Below are 16112 nucleotides of genomic sequence, written 5' to 3'. Positions count from 1 at the left end.
ATTTCAGATAGCCCTTCAGTCGATTTTTTGTCCCTATATAACTGAGCGCATAAAGCTGTGCTTTTATATAATGTCAATAGAGGTCAATCAGGAGTTATTGGAACGTTATTTTGAAGGTGAATGTGATGCACGAGAGGTGGAAGCAGTCCTGCTATTTTTGCAAACTGATTCTTCGAAAGAGCTGCTGGACAGGGTACTGGAAGATAATAGCCTCAGAGATTGGGCTATATTCAGCCAGCAAATTTCGCCCAATGCAAAGCTAAAAAAATGAAAAAAAAGACTGAAAGATCATATCCCAGACACGACGGAAAAAAAAGGCCTAAAATTTCTCTCAAAACAAAGAAGGCTGGAAATTGCAGCAATCTTTTTGGCTGGGTTTTTCCTTGCCTTCACAGGATATAGGTTATCGAATTCTCAAGTTTTCAGCCCAGCCAAAATAAAGTGGATCACCAAGGTCAATCCAAGAGGTCAGCGATCAAAAATTATGCTGCCGGATAGTACTATTGTTTACCTGGGTGCAGGCAGTCGTCTGCGATTTCCGGAATCCTTTGCTCGAGAATTGCGTGAGATATCGTTATCGGGTGAGGCTTTTTTTGAGGTAAAGAAAAATCCCAATAAGCCATTTATAGTTCACGCAGGTGAGATACAAACCCGTGTGCTGGGCACTTCTTTTAAAATAGAAGCCTTTACCGGTTCTCCCTTTTCCGTACAGGTATCAACAGGCAAAGTTCGCGTATCAAGAAAAACGCCCGGCCGTGTCAAAGCATTGGCGGTACTGTTACCTGGAGACCGCTTGTGTGTTTCGGACGCAGAGGTCACCAAAAGCAAAATATCGACTGAGGATGTGCTTGGCTGGAAGGATGCAAAGCTGAATTTTAATAATTATTCCCTTGAAGATATCACCGGGATACTCGGAAGATGGTATGATCTCAGGGTGACTTTTAAACATAAAGCAAAATCATCGCAGCGGCTTAGCCTTATCCTCGATGCGAACCGGTCAGCAGACAAAGTTTTTGACCTTTTAGCCTCAGCGGCGCATTTCCGTTATTCAATAAAAAACAAAGAAATATTTATTTATTAATAGAAAAAGTATGGTAAGACAATAACAGCAGGTACCTAAAGCCTCCCGAATCCAAAGGATCGGGAAGCTAAAATAAGAATGAGTCCCCGCATGCTTTTCGACGACAAAGCGGTGACTAATAATCTAAGGAAGGGCTTTTGCACCATCCCTAATCAATTAATCTCCGGGATACTCCGGACAAAAATTAACAGACAAATTTATGCAAAAAGGATTAAATCCTACAATTAAGTTTATGATGAGGTGTTCATGTATGCTCTTAATCGCTCAATTTACCTTTATCGGCGTAATCCTGGCAGGTACTGTCAGGAGCCAGGATTTAGGTAAAGCTATTACCTTAGACCTTAGAGAAAGCTCGTTAAGGGAGAGCCTGCTGAAAGTGCAGTCGGCAAGCGGAATTCTCTTTGTGCTGCCGGATCAGCTTATCGCTGCAGAGAAATTTAAAGTAAATTACAGAGTTTCCGATGTAACGGTGAAGACCGCTTTAGAAAAAATTCTGATTTCTACCCGCTTGCGCTACCGCATCTTTGAAGGTTATGTTATTATAGAAGAAAAACCTGTACCACAGCAGCCGGGCAGATTAGTAGGTAGGATATTTGATGAAAACGGCGGTCCCCTTCCGGGTGCTAACGTTAAGGTTATTGAAACAGGTCAAAGCACTCAGAGTGATCCAAACGGAAATTACTCAATAATATTGAAGCCTGGTAATTATACAATAGAAATCAGCTATATTTCTTATCAGACCCGTCAGTTGAAAAATGTAAGTATCATCCAAGACAAAACCAGGGCACTTGACGCTTCGATGAAACTTTCTGATAATCAGCTTACTGAAGTGGTAGTGAGTTATGGCAAGCAGCAGATAAGAGACATTACCGGTTCAATTGCCACAATTCAGGCAGCTCCGCTTCAGGATATGCCTGTTGGGCAATTTGCCCAGCAACTTCAAGGCAAGGTAGCCGGTGTTCAGATTTCCCAAACCAGCGGCCAGCCCGGAAGAGGGATGGGTTTCATTATCCGTGGGGCGGCATCGTTTTATTCCAGCAACCAGCCGCTCTTTGTGGTTGATGGCATGCCGGTAACCGGAAGTATCAATAATATCAACCCAGCAGAAATTGAAAGTTTTAGCTTTTTGAAGGATGCTTCAGCTACGTCTCTTTATGGTTCAAGAGCTGCTAACGGGGTAATATTAATTACCACTAAACATGCCAAACCCGGGGATTCGAAAATCGAATTTTCAAGCTACTTTGGTATCCAGAAGATTCCGACAGGAAAAATACCCGATATGATGACCGCCCGTGAATTTGCTACATTCATGAAGGAGCGGGGTGAGGACGGACTTAAGTATGAGCCGGGTTATGTTATTGCGGCAGATTACAAAGCCGCTTATGATAATCCAGAGCAATACGGAGAGGGTACGAATTGGTTTAAACTGTTGACCCGGAGTGCTAAAATCCAGAGTTATGACCTCAGCATTCAGACGGCAAAAGAGCATTCTTCATCGACAGTAATTGCAGGTTATCAGGAGCAACAAGGTGTGATTATCAATACAGGAACTAAGCTTTTCTCACTTCGCTTTAATCAAGATTTCTCATCGGCAAACAATAAGCTTAAAGCAGGATTTAACCTTGCGCCAAGCTACCGCATTGATCACAACAACAGGCTGGCTACGGACGGTGTCGGTGGTTATTTCGAGCGCTTTTTCGAAGCCAGCCCTTTGGCCAGCCCTTATAGTGCCGATGGAAGCTATAACAGGAATTATCCTCACCGGGTATGGTTGCCTACATCAACCCGCTTGCGACTTATAACCTGACCAATGATGATTACTATACCACTAGAATTCTGGGGAACGGTTATCTAAACTATGAAATCCTTAATGGGTTGAGCCTGAAAACAAATCTTGGTTTTGATAAAGGCAATGAAACCAGAAAGTACTTTCAGTCGGGACAGGTTACCGGAACCCTCGGACAGACCACGGGAACCAGCTCTGCAATAGACAACGGCTCCTGGACAGCAGAGGCAAATTTAGTTTATAATAAAACTTTTGCCGAAGATCATAAAATTGATGCTCTAGTGGGATACTCTGCGCAGGAGTTCAATACCTACAGTAACTCCCTTACCGGACTTGGTTTTGCAAGTGACGATATCCCATACTTAAGCGCTGCTACAAGCGTCACGGGAAACAGCGGGGCGGGCTCCTATGCTTTATTATCAAGCATTGCCCGGTTAAACTACAGCTTCAAAAACCGCTACCTTCTTGCCGCTTCTTTCAGAAGGGATGGTTCTTCCAAATTCGGTGCAAATAAGCATTGGGGAAGTTTTCCTTCGGTGTCCGGTGGGTGGGTCGTTAGTGAAGAAGATTTTATGAAAAACGTAAAGACCATCGATTTTCTAAAAATCAGGGCAAGTTACGGGATTACAGGTAATAACTTTTTTGCGGGGAACTATGATTCACAGGCGACCATCGGCACCTATTACTATAATTTCAACAATACCATTACCCAGGGACAAACCATCAACCGTCTGCCTAATGCGAATTTACGCTGGGAGCGGAACAAACAGTTTGATGTCGGACTTGAGCTGGGTTTGTTTGATAACAGGATAAGTTTTACTTATGATTACTACCATAAAATAACTGACGGGCTGATTCAGCAACGTACCATTCCCACCTCATCGGGTTTCAACCAAATCATTTTCAATGTTGGCGGACTTAAAATGTGGGGCCACGAATTCTCTGTGAATACAAAAAACCTTACCGGGGACTTGAAATGGAATACCAATCTTAATATTTCTTTTGACCGTAACCTTATTACAAATCTGGTTGATCCGGGATATATCAGGCGCAATGTTACGGTAAGCTCCGATTACTACCGTCAGCAGGTAGGTCACCACCTCGGTGAATTCTACGGTTTTATCTTTGACGGGCTTTACAAAGATGCGGCTGATCTGGCAAACTCTCCAAAATACTTGAGCACGCCAGCAAAACCAAACGGAAATTCTGATATTGGTACTATAAAGGTCAAAGACATCAACGGAGATGGTGTTATTGATGATGTAAATGACCGTACATTTATTGGTGACCCGACCCCAAGTTTTACAGGAGGGATGGTAAACAGCTTCAGCTACAAAAATTTTGATCTGAATATTGATATGACTTTTTCAGTCGGCGGTAAAATTCTTAATCCTGCTAAATGGGCTTACCAGACCAATATGGACGGGTCTAGAAACCTGGTTTCTGCCGCGGCTGATAGATGGCGCTCGGAAGAGAACCCGGGATCGGGCGTTTATCCGAGAACCAAATCTGGAACAACGGCAATGGGCAGACAGGTCAACAGCCAGTGGATTGAAGATGGGTCATATCTAACAGCCAAGAACATTTCTCTAGGTTACAGCATTCCTGTCAAAAATGTCCTTGTTAATAAAATGAGGGTTTTTGCGTCCGTACAGCAAGCCTTCGTCATCACCGGCTATTCAGGAATGAATCCTGAAACCAATGTCGGCGGAGCGGATCAGACTGCAGGTGTCGGAATTGATGAAAATGCCTATCCGATTCCCCGAACATTTTCAATCGGGCTTTCTGCAACTTTTAAGTAATTCTTCAGATTAAAAAAATGAAAAAGACATTTATACTTCTTTCCGCACTCCTGATCATGATGAGTGCCTGTAAAAAAAGCTTTATTGAACTTGGTCCGAAAGACTCTTATACCGATGTTGTTTTTTACAAAACCGAACCGCAGTTCCGCTCAGCCTTGGTTGCAGCTTATGCGCCGCTTCGGGATGTATTGTTAAACGACTATTTTACATCAGAAATGCATTCAGATAACACCCTTTATCAACCCATTCCTGGTAACCGGGGTACGGCTTACATAGAACGTGAAGATATTTCAGATTTTAAAAGTACTTCGACAAACGCCTACGCGGCAGCTGTCTGGCAACATAGCTATACTGGGATTTCGAGAGCCAATATAATTATTTCCCGTTTGCTTAACGCAGATATCTCCAATGACGCGAAAACAAATATTGACGGGCAGGCGAAGTTTTTAAGGGCGCTGAACTATTTTAAGTTGGTGCGGCTTTACGGTGGTGTACCACTTTTTATCAACGAGGTGACTACAGCCGAAGATGCCTTTAAACCCCGCTCTTCAGTGAACGATGTATATAACCAAATCGTTTCAGACGCCAGAGATGCCATCCGCGAACTCGCCGCACCTGCAAAATTTCCGCAAACCGGTGAGGCAACAAAGGGTTCAGCCACAATGCTGCTTGCCGAAGTCTATGCGACCCAGAAAAAATGGGCTGATGCTGAAATATTGCTGGCAAGTCTGCCTGCAATGGGTTATGATTTGAACGCTAATTATGCAGACGCTTTTTCACCCGTAAGCAAAAATAATAAAGAGTCTCTTTTTGAAGTTCAGTACCTGGGAGGTACAATAACCGGCTCCACGCCAAATGTACTCACTTTTCACTTTTTACCAAGAAGCCGAGATGCAAAACTGCTTACCGGCATTACCTTGGACAATACAGGTACTGGTGGATGGAATACTCCTAGTGATGATTTAATCAAAGACTTCGAGGTAAATGATAAGCGCCTGGATGCCTCCATTGGTATTGCTGAGGGAAATTATGATGCGAGCAGTTATTTTACTTATTCTGCGGTGAAAAGCCCTTTGAACTATGTGCCCACTGCAGGTAAGGTTGGGATACCGTTTATTAAAAAATACCTGCACTCACCGATTGTTGGGCCAACAGGTTCAAGTGATAATTTTCCGATTTACCGCTACTCGGATGCTTTGCTGCTATGGGCTGAGGTACTAAACGAACAAGGCAAGTCTGCTGAAGCACTTGCCCCGCTGAATAAAGTCAGAGCCAGAGCAGGGCTTTCCGCCGCTATCTTATCGGACATCATGGCTATGAGGACAAAAATTATGCATGAACGCCGGGTAGAACTTGCTTTTGAAAACCACCGATGGACAGATTTACTTCGCTCGGGAACGGCACTGACCGTCATAAATACATTTGGGGTCAGAATCAGGCAGCAGTTGCCATATCTTTCTGCTGATGCGTATGTGATTGACAACCATCACCTGCTTTTTCCCATTCCTCAGAATGAGGTCGGCTTAAATCCACAGATTATTCAGAATCCCGGTTATTTTTAAGGGTGGGTTGACATTTAAATAAATTGCAGACCGGACTCATTTTGTCCGGTTTTGCCAAAATCCGATAACATGAATATCAAAAACCGAATAATAAAAAAATACTTCTGTCTGTTTTTAGCCGCCCTGTTCTTATTAACTACAAGTGGGACTGCCGCGCCGGAGCAAGCTGCATCGGAGGAAGATGAATTTTCAATCGCTATCATACCCGATACCCAGTACTATACCTCGGAAAAAAATGGCGGTAAAAAGGAAATGTTTTTTGCACAGACCGATTGGATCGTGAAAAATGCTGCAAAAGAAAACATCAGGTACGTTATCCATCTGGGCGATATCTCCGATAACGGCGAACAGTTTCCTGAGCAGTGGATAAATGCCTCACAAGCCATGTACCGTTTGGAAACGCCGTTTACAAACTATCCGCAAGGTATGCCTTATGGCATGGCGGTTGGTAATCATGATCAAACCAAAAGCCAGTTTCCATTGTCGGGGATAACCAAGCAATACAACAAATATTTCGGGATATCGCATTTTGAAGGCAAAAAATGGTACGGCGGACATTATCGTGAAGATAACGACAGCCATTTTGATCTCTTCGAAGGCGGAGGCAGTAAATTCATTGCAATATTTTTTGAATATGATTCCTATGATGAAGATATCGAGCCGCTTAATAAATGGGCTGCCGCAATACTTGAAAAGTATTCGGACAGAAAAGCAATTCTGGTCAGCCATTCTATCCTGCACTTTAACAAAATCCCGGGAACCAACGAAAAAGGATTTCCGAAATTTTCCAAACAGGGCCAGCGGATATTCGACAGGCTGAAAAGTTATCCGAATGTTTTTCTAACCCTTTCAGGCCATGTCGGAGATAATGGAGAGGGTTATCGCCAGGATGGTTATGCAGGAAACGTGATCACATCAATGCTCTCGGATTACCAGAGCAGAGCTGAGGGCGGACATGGATTGATGCGTCTGCTTACTTTTTCCAAATCAAAAGACCTCATCCGTGTGCAGACTTTTTCGCCCTTCACAGGTGAAGAGGAAACCGATGCAGACAGTAAATTTTCTTTCCCCTGGAAACACCATACCGGTGCGGCCAGGGTGTTGGATTTTGATAATGACGGGTTAACAAATGTCTCATCCTTTAAAGAAGGTATCTGGAAAGTTTCCGGAATGCAGGATGTACCGTTCGGAAAGCTGGGAGATGTAGCAGTTCCTGCTGATTATAATGGGGACGGTAAAACCGATATGGCTTGTTTTCGTCCGGATGAGGGCCGATTTTATTTTCAAGATGGCCGTATGCCTGTCAAATTGGGGCAGAAAGGCGACATTCCTGTATGTGGTGATTGGGACGGTGATGGTTTTGCAGAGGTTGCCGTTTATCGCCCGTCCAATCTTACATGGTATTTCAACGGGCTTGAAAGCATGAAGTTCGGACATAAAAGTGGGGTGCCGGTACCTGCGGATTATGACGGCGACGGCATTCTTGATGTCGGCATATTCAGGACAGATAATTCCATGTGGCAGACCGCTCTTGGAAATATTCCCTTGCAGTTAAAGCATTCGCCCGGTGATTTGCCTGTTCCGGGAGATTATAACGGCGATGGGAAGGCAGAAATGGCCTTATTTCGCCCTTCCACATGTGAGTGGCTAATCGGATTTAATAAGTCATTTGTTTTTGGTAAACCGGGAGATTTGCCTGTTCCTAGAAATTACCATAAAGACGGAAAGACCCATCCGGGTGTTTTTCGTGGAGGTAAAGTCTATCTGCAGAATGGCTCGGTGGTACAGGCGCCTTCAAAGGATTTTTCAGAGCTGCTCAACCAACCCGGGGTAAAATTTTTGATTAAGAACGGTGAATAATTTCAATGCAGCTCATTTCAAATTAAATAAAGCAGGCTTAACCTTTTGTTCATACTAAAGAGATCTTAAAAATATTTTAACATTATAGATTTATTAAAAAATAATATGAAAAGAATTATTGCAATATGTACCCTTTTGGTGCTTGGATTTGAATTCGCCCCGGCGCAGGAAAACCACGTGGTGTTAATTAGTATTGACGGCCTGCGCCCGGAATTTTATATGGACGCCACGTGGGGCATGATTAACGTTCGCCAGGGCATGCAACGTGGTGCCTATGCGGAAGGAGTAAGGGGGAGTTTCCCTACGGTCACCTATCCCTCTCATACCACAATGGTAAGCGGGGTACTGCCTGCAAAACATGGTATCTATTACAATACCCCCGTCGAACCCCTTGGCATTTCAGGTAAATGGTTCTGGTATTATAAGGACATAAAGGTTCCGACAATTTGGACAGCGGCGAAAGATGCTGGCTTAAAAACCGCAGGAGTAAGCTGGCCGGTTACCGTCGGCGCACCGATCGATTACAATTTACCTGAATATGTGATCCTGCCTAAAGGCAAAGGAGAAAAAAAAGATGAAATAAAAGCAATGTTGCTGGAATCCAATCCCAAATCTCTGGTACAGGAGGTGCAGGATTTTGCAATCGGTAAGTTTGCTGAGCATGGTGCGACGCTGGATTTCTATACCAGTGATCAGGATAAATCAAGGATGGCAGCCTATATCCTTAAAAAATACAAGCCTGCTTTTCTTGCCGTTCACATCGCTCTAACAGATCATTTCGAACATGAGCAGGGTCGTGATGGTGATAAAGTTCGTTCAGCCGTAGTTGGAGCAGATGTCGCAGTAAAAACTATTATGGACGCTGCTGAAGTTGCCGGCATAGCTAAGAATACGACTTTCATTATCACAGGAGATCACGGTTTTGTGGATATTCACACTCAGGTGAAGCCAAATGTTTTGCTGGCAAAACTGGGCTTATATGATGAAGCACAAAAAGACTCGTGGAAAGCCTATTTTCAGCAAAGCGGTGGTTCTGCATTTTTGCACCTTCGAGATCCAAAAGATAAGACGAACTTTGAGAAGATAAAACAAGGTTTAAATAAACTTCCCGAAGGCATAAAAAAAATGTTTCATGTATTGGATAAAGCGGCTTTAATCAAAGCACAAGGTGACCCAAATGCCTTGTTAGCATTAGCAGCAAATCAGGGATTTAGCTTCGGTGCATCGGCAACAGGCGAGCTGCTTGCTCCTACAAGTGGTGGTACACATGGCTACCTTCCAACCGACTTTAAAGAAATTCAGACTGGCTTTGTAGCTTTTAGCAAGGGAATCAAAACCGGGACCGTTATCAATTTAATGGGTCAGGAAGATATTGCCCCGTTAATTGTGAAGCTCCTCAATTTGAAACTGGATACCGAAGGCGTGCTTTATCCGGGTATTTTAGCTACTGAAAAAAAATAGTTAGATGAATCATGGAAAACTTTTGAGTCACCAATAAGCTTCAACTTCGCCCGAAGCGGAACAAATTAGGTACGAATTACGCAGATGAAAACATCAAATTTGAGCACTCAATAATTTTTAGATATTAAATAATTATGCAATAACGATCTCGCTATTTAACTTTATTCCCATTTTTTATCTTGATTTCATTGTACCAAATATATGTTACATATGCATTTGCTGCAATCTCTAAAACTGTTTAATCGTAATTGTGACCTTAAGGACATTCATGCCAGATAAAAGCAATCATTGAAATTGTAAAGGCATATTGTTTTAGCGCACTGTATTATCCGGCGAAATGTAAAATACGAAGAATCTTGCGTAATGATCCTGGTTACTAAGATGGAATGGTTTGTACGGGGTATCAAACTCTTTTTTAACTATTGCTATTTCTGATTCCATTTATGTCAACTGCTGCTGAAGAGGATAGACGTTATATCAAAACATCCTTAAATTTTGGATTTTATTTTTGTTGCAATTCATACAATCGCTCAAAGTGTAGTTAAAATTATTGGAATAATTTTAATTACACTCCTCTATTAGCCGAAATAAATCTGCTACTCAAATCTAATCTCTTGATGAAGAAATGCAAGTTCTGGGTTGAAAAATTCCAAATAATTAAATTAGTCGTTTGAGCAATGTTTTTGTATCACTTTAGGTAACGTGAATTATTTATTTTGCTGAATTCGTTCGATTTTTCAAACAATTAAATATTATTAGCTAAATAAATTAGTGTTAATAATTTTTTATGAACGTTTAACACTTAAGCCTTACCAACTGAAAATTCAATACGTTTTTAATAATACACTTATGTAGTATAAATAATTATATTTCTTGTCATTCTAAATTTCAGGATGTATCTTTATCAAAGATATACCTATCGAAATATATGAAAATCGGAATTTTGTTATTGGCATTGTTATGCTTAAATACCTTAGTTTTTGCAGCAGATGGATGTCAAGTTGGTACCGGACCGTTTAGTAGGGTGTATATTACTAAAACAACACGTTGTACACTCTGCCCAAGCAATAGTGAACCATTTACTAACGGTTCTAACTATATAGTATTTAGCAATGTAGCGACAGAATGTAATTCTACTCCCTATACTCCGAGCACTCAATATGTGAAAACAGGCGAGCTAACTCCCCGTATTACATCGTTTGGGAATTCACTTTGTTTTACAACCAATGGTATAGGCTTTACCAATGGGAATGCAGTCAACTATGTCCGAGTGTATAATTGCCCTATTGATGATTACGCTTGGCTTTTATTATTTCCCTTTACCGTATTTGGAGTGATTACAGTTGCAAGACAACAAATTACAAATAAGTAGGATAAAACCTTTGAAATAAATTTTAATTGAAGCAGATGCTTAGTGAATTTATCGTATGCTGAATCAACCTGCTATTGCAATGAGATATGAATAATGATACCACTTTAAAAAAAATAAGGTTTTCTAAGAATACTATATGGTTGTAGGGTTGAATACTTTCGTTTTTTGAATGTTTTATTTTGTTACTGTAATTGGGCAATAAACTTATATCTGAAAGGAAAAATATACGGTAGGGAATGAATATTTTGGTTATCTAGTATATTCTTTTTGAACAAAAAATAAATAACTGATCGCCTCCTGCAAGAGTAAATTTTAAGATATTCTATTTTATTCAAAGTTGACTTCAATAATTGACAAGATATTCCCCGCTGGATCGGTAAACCAGGCTATACTAGGTCCGCCATTCCCTCTAGATATATCATTTTCATCTGTTTTTAAATCTTTTTCATCGTAGCGATTAAACTTTGCACCAGATGCCTTTAATTGAGAAACGGTGTCCACTATGTTATCTACAGGGAAGTTCAAAACGGTATAAGTAGAAGGGGTGTGGTTAGTTTTTGGATAAATTAAGACTGAGATGCCTTCTTTTATCTTTATGGTAAGTATTCCCCCCATATCATTATCCTGAATTACTTTCAGGCCCAATACCTCTGTGTAGAAGTGTTTAGCTTTTTCTGCATCATCAACAGAATAACTAGCAAATGCTTTTGAATTTCCTAACATAAAATTAGTTTTTTGGTTATCTTTTCCAATATTAAAGCTAGCATTTTATATTTTAATAACGGTATTCGTTTTGCTTGCATATGCTTTTAATTTTACACCAACAAGAAATGTAGGTTGAGAACCGTACTTTTTGAGAGAATATATTTTTTTTTGAAAGCCAAATCAAACCAGTTATCATTATTCCACTTTGGTTGATAATTTTCAAATTCCCGTAAAGGCGTTTAATTTAAAGTTCAACAGCTTTGTGGCCTTTGTATGACAGCGAATGTATGGCAACTCACAATTGATTTTGAACGTTTCACATAGCAATAGATCCATCTCAACGATTTATTCATTTACAGGTTACAGGAATTCATTTAATTGCAAAAAATATATTATTACTATGAAAAACTTTAAATTAATTTTAATCATCCTTACCATTTTTGCATTTGGTGGATGTAAGAAGTCCGATAATGATTCGGACTTAAGTCTTGTAATTGCCAATGATAATTTCAATGATGGAACGAATGGCTGGACAGTCGATTTCGTAGATTATCCGATAGGTAAAGAAGAAGCATGGGAAATAAAAAGTAGTGTTTTAAGTCTTCCTAGTCCTCTGGACACCTTAAAAAAGGGATATATGCTGTCGGGAATAAACCATAGTGATGATTTGTATATGTTTATTAAAAAAAAAGTCAAGGGACTTAGACCTAATTACACTTTTACCGTAAAGCTAGACATTGAACTAGCTAGCAATGCTCGTAGTAATACTGCAGGTGTTGGAGGCGCCGAGGGTGAAAATGTATATATCAAAGCAGGCGTTACAGCAATAGAACCGGCAAAAGTGATTGACGAACATGGGGATTATAGGCTTAATCTTGATAAAGACAGCCAAAGCTATTTCGGAAAAGATATTTTCTATATTGATCATATTGCGAATGGGACCGATGAAGCTGTTTACAAGCTCCTGAATAAATCGGGAGAATTTCGAGGAGTTTCAGATTCTAACGGAGAAGCCTGGATCATAATAGGTACGGACTCAGCTTATGAATATACGACGAAGGTATTTTATACTAAAATCAAAGCAAGCGTGCGATATTAGTTTTAGAATAATTTATATCGAAATTAATGTTGTATATCTTCATTCGCATCACCGTATCGATTTGTCTCCAAGTACTGTTTTAACAGGCCTTATCATCAAAAGAATAAACATCGAAATGGGAGTTTATCAGTACGAGTGCGATGAATGTTGCCTTTTCCTAACAGTCATTAATAAATTATGATTATAACAAATAATTTAAACTTTGTATTGGTCAGAAATAGTCTCTTTTTGTATAGCCAGAATCCAAAAGTAGAAATATTATGTTCTTGTTGTCACAATTGTTCGGGATAGTGTATAACATAGTAATATGTTAATCTAAATAAAATGTAATCTAAAAAAAACGATGATTAGAGTATGGGTGTCGTATCTGGTTGTTGAAACGCTGATTCTAATTACAGGCCTGAAGAACAAATTTTCTTTGAATTGGCTAAGCGCCTCAATTATATCGCTCCGCAATTAAGCTTAAACAGTATAAAAAAATGAAAAAGTATAAGACCGCAAAAGAGTTATTACTGAGTTATCTAGAAAATATAAATGATCCAAATAGAGCTATTGAACTCTTTTCTTTGGATGCCATAGTAGAGTTACCTTATTTAAAAAGTGAAGATAGGCCATGGAATTGGAGAGGGATAGAGAATATCTATTCGCTACTTCGGAATATCCCTAATGCGTTTAAAAATATCTATTTCGAGAATGTGCAGATACACATCGAAACCCCAGATAGAATTTTCGCGGAATATGCAATGAGTTGTACAATAGCTGGCACGGGAAACAAGTATAGTCAAACCTTTGTAGCGAGGATTGTTGCAGAAAAAGGTGAAATCTTATTCTTTAGGGAATCGATTGACATGTTGCAATCTCCAAAAGTTCATCAATGATGGAAGGGGGCAAGGTGCCAGGGATGAGAAAAGATGAAATTGTTTGAATTGACCATATCGGCATGAGTGTGCCGGACATGGATTCTGCCAGCAATTTTCTTCAACTCGCATTTTATGCATAAATTATCTATGAATCTTATAGTAAGAACAACCTGCCTCTAACGTTTAATGGAGATGAAAGCAATTAAACCTTTCCCCAGAAACGAATTTTTACGACTGCCGGATGATAGAAATAGGCAATGGCCCTGATATAGAATTGTTCGAATTTCATGTTGATGGTCAAAAAGAAGCGGTCAGATCAATTGATCTTGGCCTACAACATTTCGCAATTTATACCAATGATATTAAAACATCGCTTGAGAAGTTTTCAAGCGCCGGGGGGTAAGATTTTATAAGAACCCACGCCTCTATTGTTTTCTTTAGAGGCAGGAAAAAAAAATTATTCTGCTACGGAGTTTCCCCCGTGGGGGCACTTCAGTAGAATTTATAACCTATCCTGAGGGAATGCCTTTCTAAAGTCGAACAAAACTTCGAAGATTTAAAGGTGGCAAATAATTTCCAAAGCTGATTTCTATTAGTTTAATATCCCTCTTTGTAATATGGATTAAGAAATAATGGAACATCTAATTGATAAGGGTGATTTATGTGCTTGTGTAAAAGATTGTGATTAAAAAAGTATATCTCAACTAGTTATGGTTCGAATTATGTGATTATTTAGGAAAAATAATGCCAAAACCCGCCAAGGCAAATCCTTTTCGAATTGTCAATTCGCGTAACATTTGTTTATTGTTTTTAATATACTTTGCAATGCTATTTTATGAAAAAAAAACTTAAAGAATATTGATCAGATTTCACCTTTGATCGATGCAGAGTTCGATTTTGTTCTTCCATATTTCGTGCAAAAGTCGTTTAAAATAAAAGAATATCTTCTCCGGGCTGGCGAACCTGTTAAATACCTACTACTACTATATTTTGTCCAGAATGCTGAAATTAGTTTATACTATCGCAGAAGGAAAACAGCATATCATTTCTTTTGCTGCCGAAGATCCGTGAGAGGTGATTTTAATGCCTGTTGTACTTGAAAAATGCGACAATGTCCCTCGAATGTCTGGAAGATACAATGTATTATGTCTGAGCCTCGCTGGATATAATGCTATCTGTTCGTCCATGCAAAAAATGGAATACCTTTTTCTTTAAAAAGCTAATTTTGACTTTATTAACGCATAATAATGTATCATTTCAGGAATGACCGCCAACTTAAAAGAAAGGTTTGAGCAGTTTCAAATTCAATTCCATTTTTAAAATAAAGAGTTCCAAATGCACTTATCGCTGCCTATTTTGGTGTTTCTAGGTAAGCGCTGAGCAGACTAGAGCCTTGATATGTTGTTAAGCATTATCACATGGGAAACTTCATGCAGCGGTGCTCTTGTAATCTATTGCCTAAGTAATATAAAGCCACTAGCAAAATTAACTGCGTCTGATATTTAATACTGACATCTTAAATTAAATCAATATTAAAAGCCCCGTTAGGGACTTTCAATATTAAATGTTACTTAAATCCAATTACACTATCTCATGGCATAATTAAGATATCCACCATCAACAACAATTTCTGTCCCTGTGATATATGATGCCGCATCGGAAGCCAAAAATAACACTGTCTTTGCTATTTCGGAAGGTTCACCAACCCGGTGGAGGGCTGTTAAACCCGCTAAGAACTCCTGTTTCTCGATAGACATCACACTCTTAAACCCTTCAGTAGCAATAGGTCCAGGACTTACCATATTGACACGGATATTTCTATCTGCTAATTCATTGGCTGCAACTTGAGCAATTTTATTCAATGCACCCTTTGTTGCTGAATAAACGCTGGAACTTATGTTTGCAGCAGTAGCAACTGTTGATGAGGTAAAAATGACTGATGCTCCATTGGCTAAGAGTGGAAGTAATTTCTGCAACATAAAAAAATGACCTTTTATATTTGTGTTAAATTGAGCATCAAAACTTTTTTCAGTTACCTCCTCAATATTTTCAAACATCGCAATGCCTGCATTAAGTAGCACCACATCCAATTGAGGCGCTGTTTCCAATATTTTCGTTACTAATATCGAAATATCTTCAATTTTGGAAGTATCCGATAGTATAGTTATTAAGTTAGGATTATTAATTTCTGCAGCAGCTTGTTCCAAATTATGGTCACTTCTACCTGTTATCCAAACATTTGCCCCCGAGTCTATAAATGCTTTTGCTGTAGCTAATCCTATACCGGTTGTCCCGCCAGTAATCAAAACATTTTTATTTTTAAAATTCATATTTTTTTATTTTTATTACGCTTTTTAGCTGATTAAGTAATTTTTCAATTTCTAAAGCTTTCCCTTCTATTTTAGAAATTACGCTTATGACAATTTTCTTTTGGTGGATATTCCTTAAATGATAATAATTATCACACTTATCCTGATAATAAGAAAAGCGTTTAATATACCAGGAGTTCATATTCGCTTGCTAA

General features: G+C 39.5%; 13 protein-coding genes. 11 read left to right on the top strand and 2 right to left on the bottom strand.

The features are described from left to right. Positions 1-70: 70 nt before the first annotated feature. The 8 genes from ACFOWA_RS01120 (at position 71) to ACFOWA_RS01085 (ending at position 10924) form a co-directional block, all read left to right on the top strand. Positions 71-271 (top strand): hypothetical protein, encoded by a 201-nt coding sequence (locus ACFOWA_RS01120; protein ID WP_378980990.1) that lies wholly within the window; start codon positions 71-73, stop codon positions 269-271. Positions 272-367: 96 nt separating this feature from the next. Beyond that, positions 368-1081 carry a FecR family protein gene (locus tag ACFOWA_RS01115; RefSeq protein WP_378980988.1) on the top strand — a complete coding sequence of 238 codons (714 nt, stop codon included), beginning with the start codon at positions 368-370 and terminating at the stop codon, positions 1079-1081. A gap of 199 nt (positions 1082-1280) precedes the next feature. Further along, positions 1281-2888 carry a TonB-dependent receptor plug domain-containing protein gene (locus tag ACFOWA_RS01110; RefSeq protein WP_378980986.1) on the top strand — a complete coding sequence of 536 codons (1608 nt, stop codon included), beginning with the start codon at positions 1281-1283 and terminating at the stop codon, positions 2886-2888. Then, the gene (locus tag ACFOWA_RS01105; RefSeq protein ID WP_378980984.1) at positions 2849-4669 is read left to right on the top strand and encodes a SusC/RagA family TonB-linked outer membrane protein; all 1821 of its coding nucleotides are present in this window, start codon (positions 2849-2851) and stop codon (positions 4667-4669) included. The genes ACFOWA_RS01110 and ACFOWA_RS01105 overlap by 40 nt, the downstream gene beginning before the upstream one ends. A 17-nt stretch (positions 4670-4686) precedes the next feature. Next, positions 4687-6231 carry a RagB/SusD family nutrient uptake outer membrane protein gene (locus ACFOWA_RS01100; RefSeq protein WP_378980982.1) on the top strand — a complete coding sequence of 515 codons (1545 nt, stop codon included), beginning with the start codon at positions 4687-4689 and terminating at the stop codon, positions 6229-6231. A gap of 69 nt (positions 6232-6300) precedes the next feature. Continuing rightward, positions 6301-8091: a metallophosphoesterase gene (locus ACFOWA_RS01095; RefSeq protein ID WP_378980980.1), complete on the top strand. Its 1791-nt coding sequence runs from the start codon at positions 6301-6303 to the stop codon at positions 8089-8091. Between the two features lie 105 nt (positions 8092-8196). After that, positions 8197-9552, top strand: coding sequence for an alkaline phosphatase family protein (locus tag ACFOWA_RS01090; protein WP_378980978.1), 1356 nt, complete (start codon positions 8197-8199; stop codon positions 9550-9552). A gap of 928 nt (positions 9553-10480) precedes the next feature. Further along, entirely contained in the window at positions 10481-10924 is a 444-nt protein-coding gene (locus ACFOWA_RS01085) for a hypothetical protein (protein WP_378980976.1), read from the top strand. Between the two features lie 327 nt (positions 10925-11251). On the opposite strand, the gene ACFOWA_RS01080 is transcribed toward ACFOWA_RS01085, so the two are convergent. Further along, complete coding sequence (locus tag ACFOWA_RS01080) at positions 11252-11647, bottom strand: VOC family protein (protein WP_378980974.1); 396 nt, start codon at positions 11645-11647, stop codon at positions 11252-11254. A gap of 382 nt (positions 11648-12029) precedes the next feature. On the opposite strand from ACFOWA_RS01080, the gene ACFOWA_RS01075 reads away from it, so the two are divergent. The 3 genes from ACFOWA_RS01075 to ACFOWA_RS01065 all read left to right on the top strand — a co-directional run bounded on the left by ACFOWA_RS01075 (position 12030) and on the right by ACFOWA_RS01065 (position 13991). Continuing rightward, the gene (locus ACFOWA_RS01075; RefSeq protein ID WP_378980972.1) at positions 12030-12728 is read left to right on the top strand and encodes a hypothetical protein; all 699 of its coding nucleotides are present in this window, start codon (positions 12030-12032) and stop codon (positions 12726-12728) included. 479 nt (positions 12729-13207) lie between these two features. Next, positions 13208-13606, top strand: a complete 399-nt coding sequence (locus ACFOWA_RS01070; protein ID WP_378980970.1) for a nuclear transport factor 2 family protein — start codon at positions 13208-13210, stop codon at positions 13604-13606. Between the two features lie 223 nt (positions 13607-13829). Beyond that, positions 13830-13991: a hypothetical protein gene (locus tag ACFOWA_RS01065; RefSeq protein ID WP_378980968.1), complete on the top strand. Its 162-nt coding sequence runs from the start codon at positions 13830-13832 to the stop codon at positions 13989-13991. Positions 13992-15174: 1183 nt separating this feature from the next. On the opposite strand, the gene ACFOWA_RS01060 is transcribed toward ACFOWA_RS01065, so the two are convergent. Continuing rightward, entirely contained in the window at positions 15175-15918 is a 744-nt protein-coding gene (locus ACFOWA_RS01060) for an SDR family oxidoreductase (RefSeq protein ID WP_378980966.1), read from the bottom strand. Positions 15919-16112 lie beyond the last annotated feature (194 nt).

This window comes from Pedobacter lithocola (assembly GCF_042650845.1).
GTDB classification, from domain to species: Bacteria; Bacteroidota; Bacteroidia; order Sphingobacteriales; family Sphingobacteriaceae; genus Pedobacter; species Pedobacter lithocola.
The sequence above is the reverse complement of the archived record's forward strand: the minus strand, read 5'-3'. Positions and strand labels throughout refer to the sequence as shown.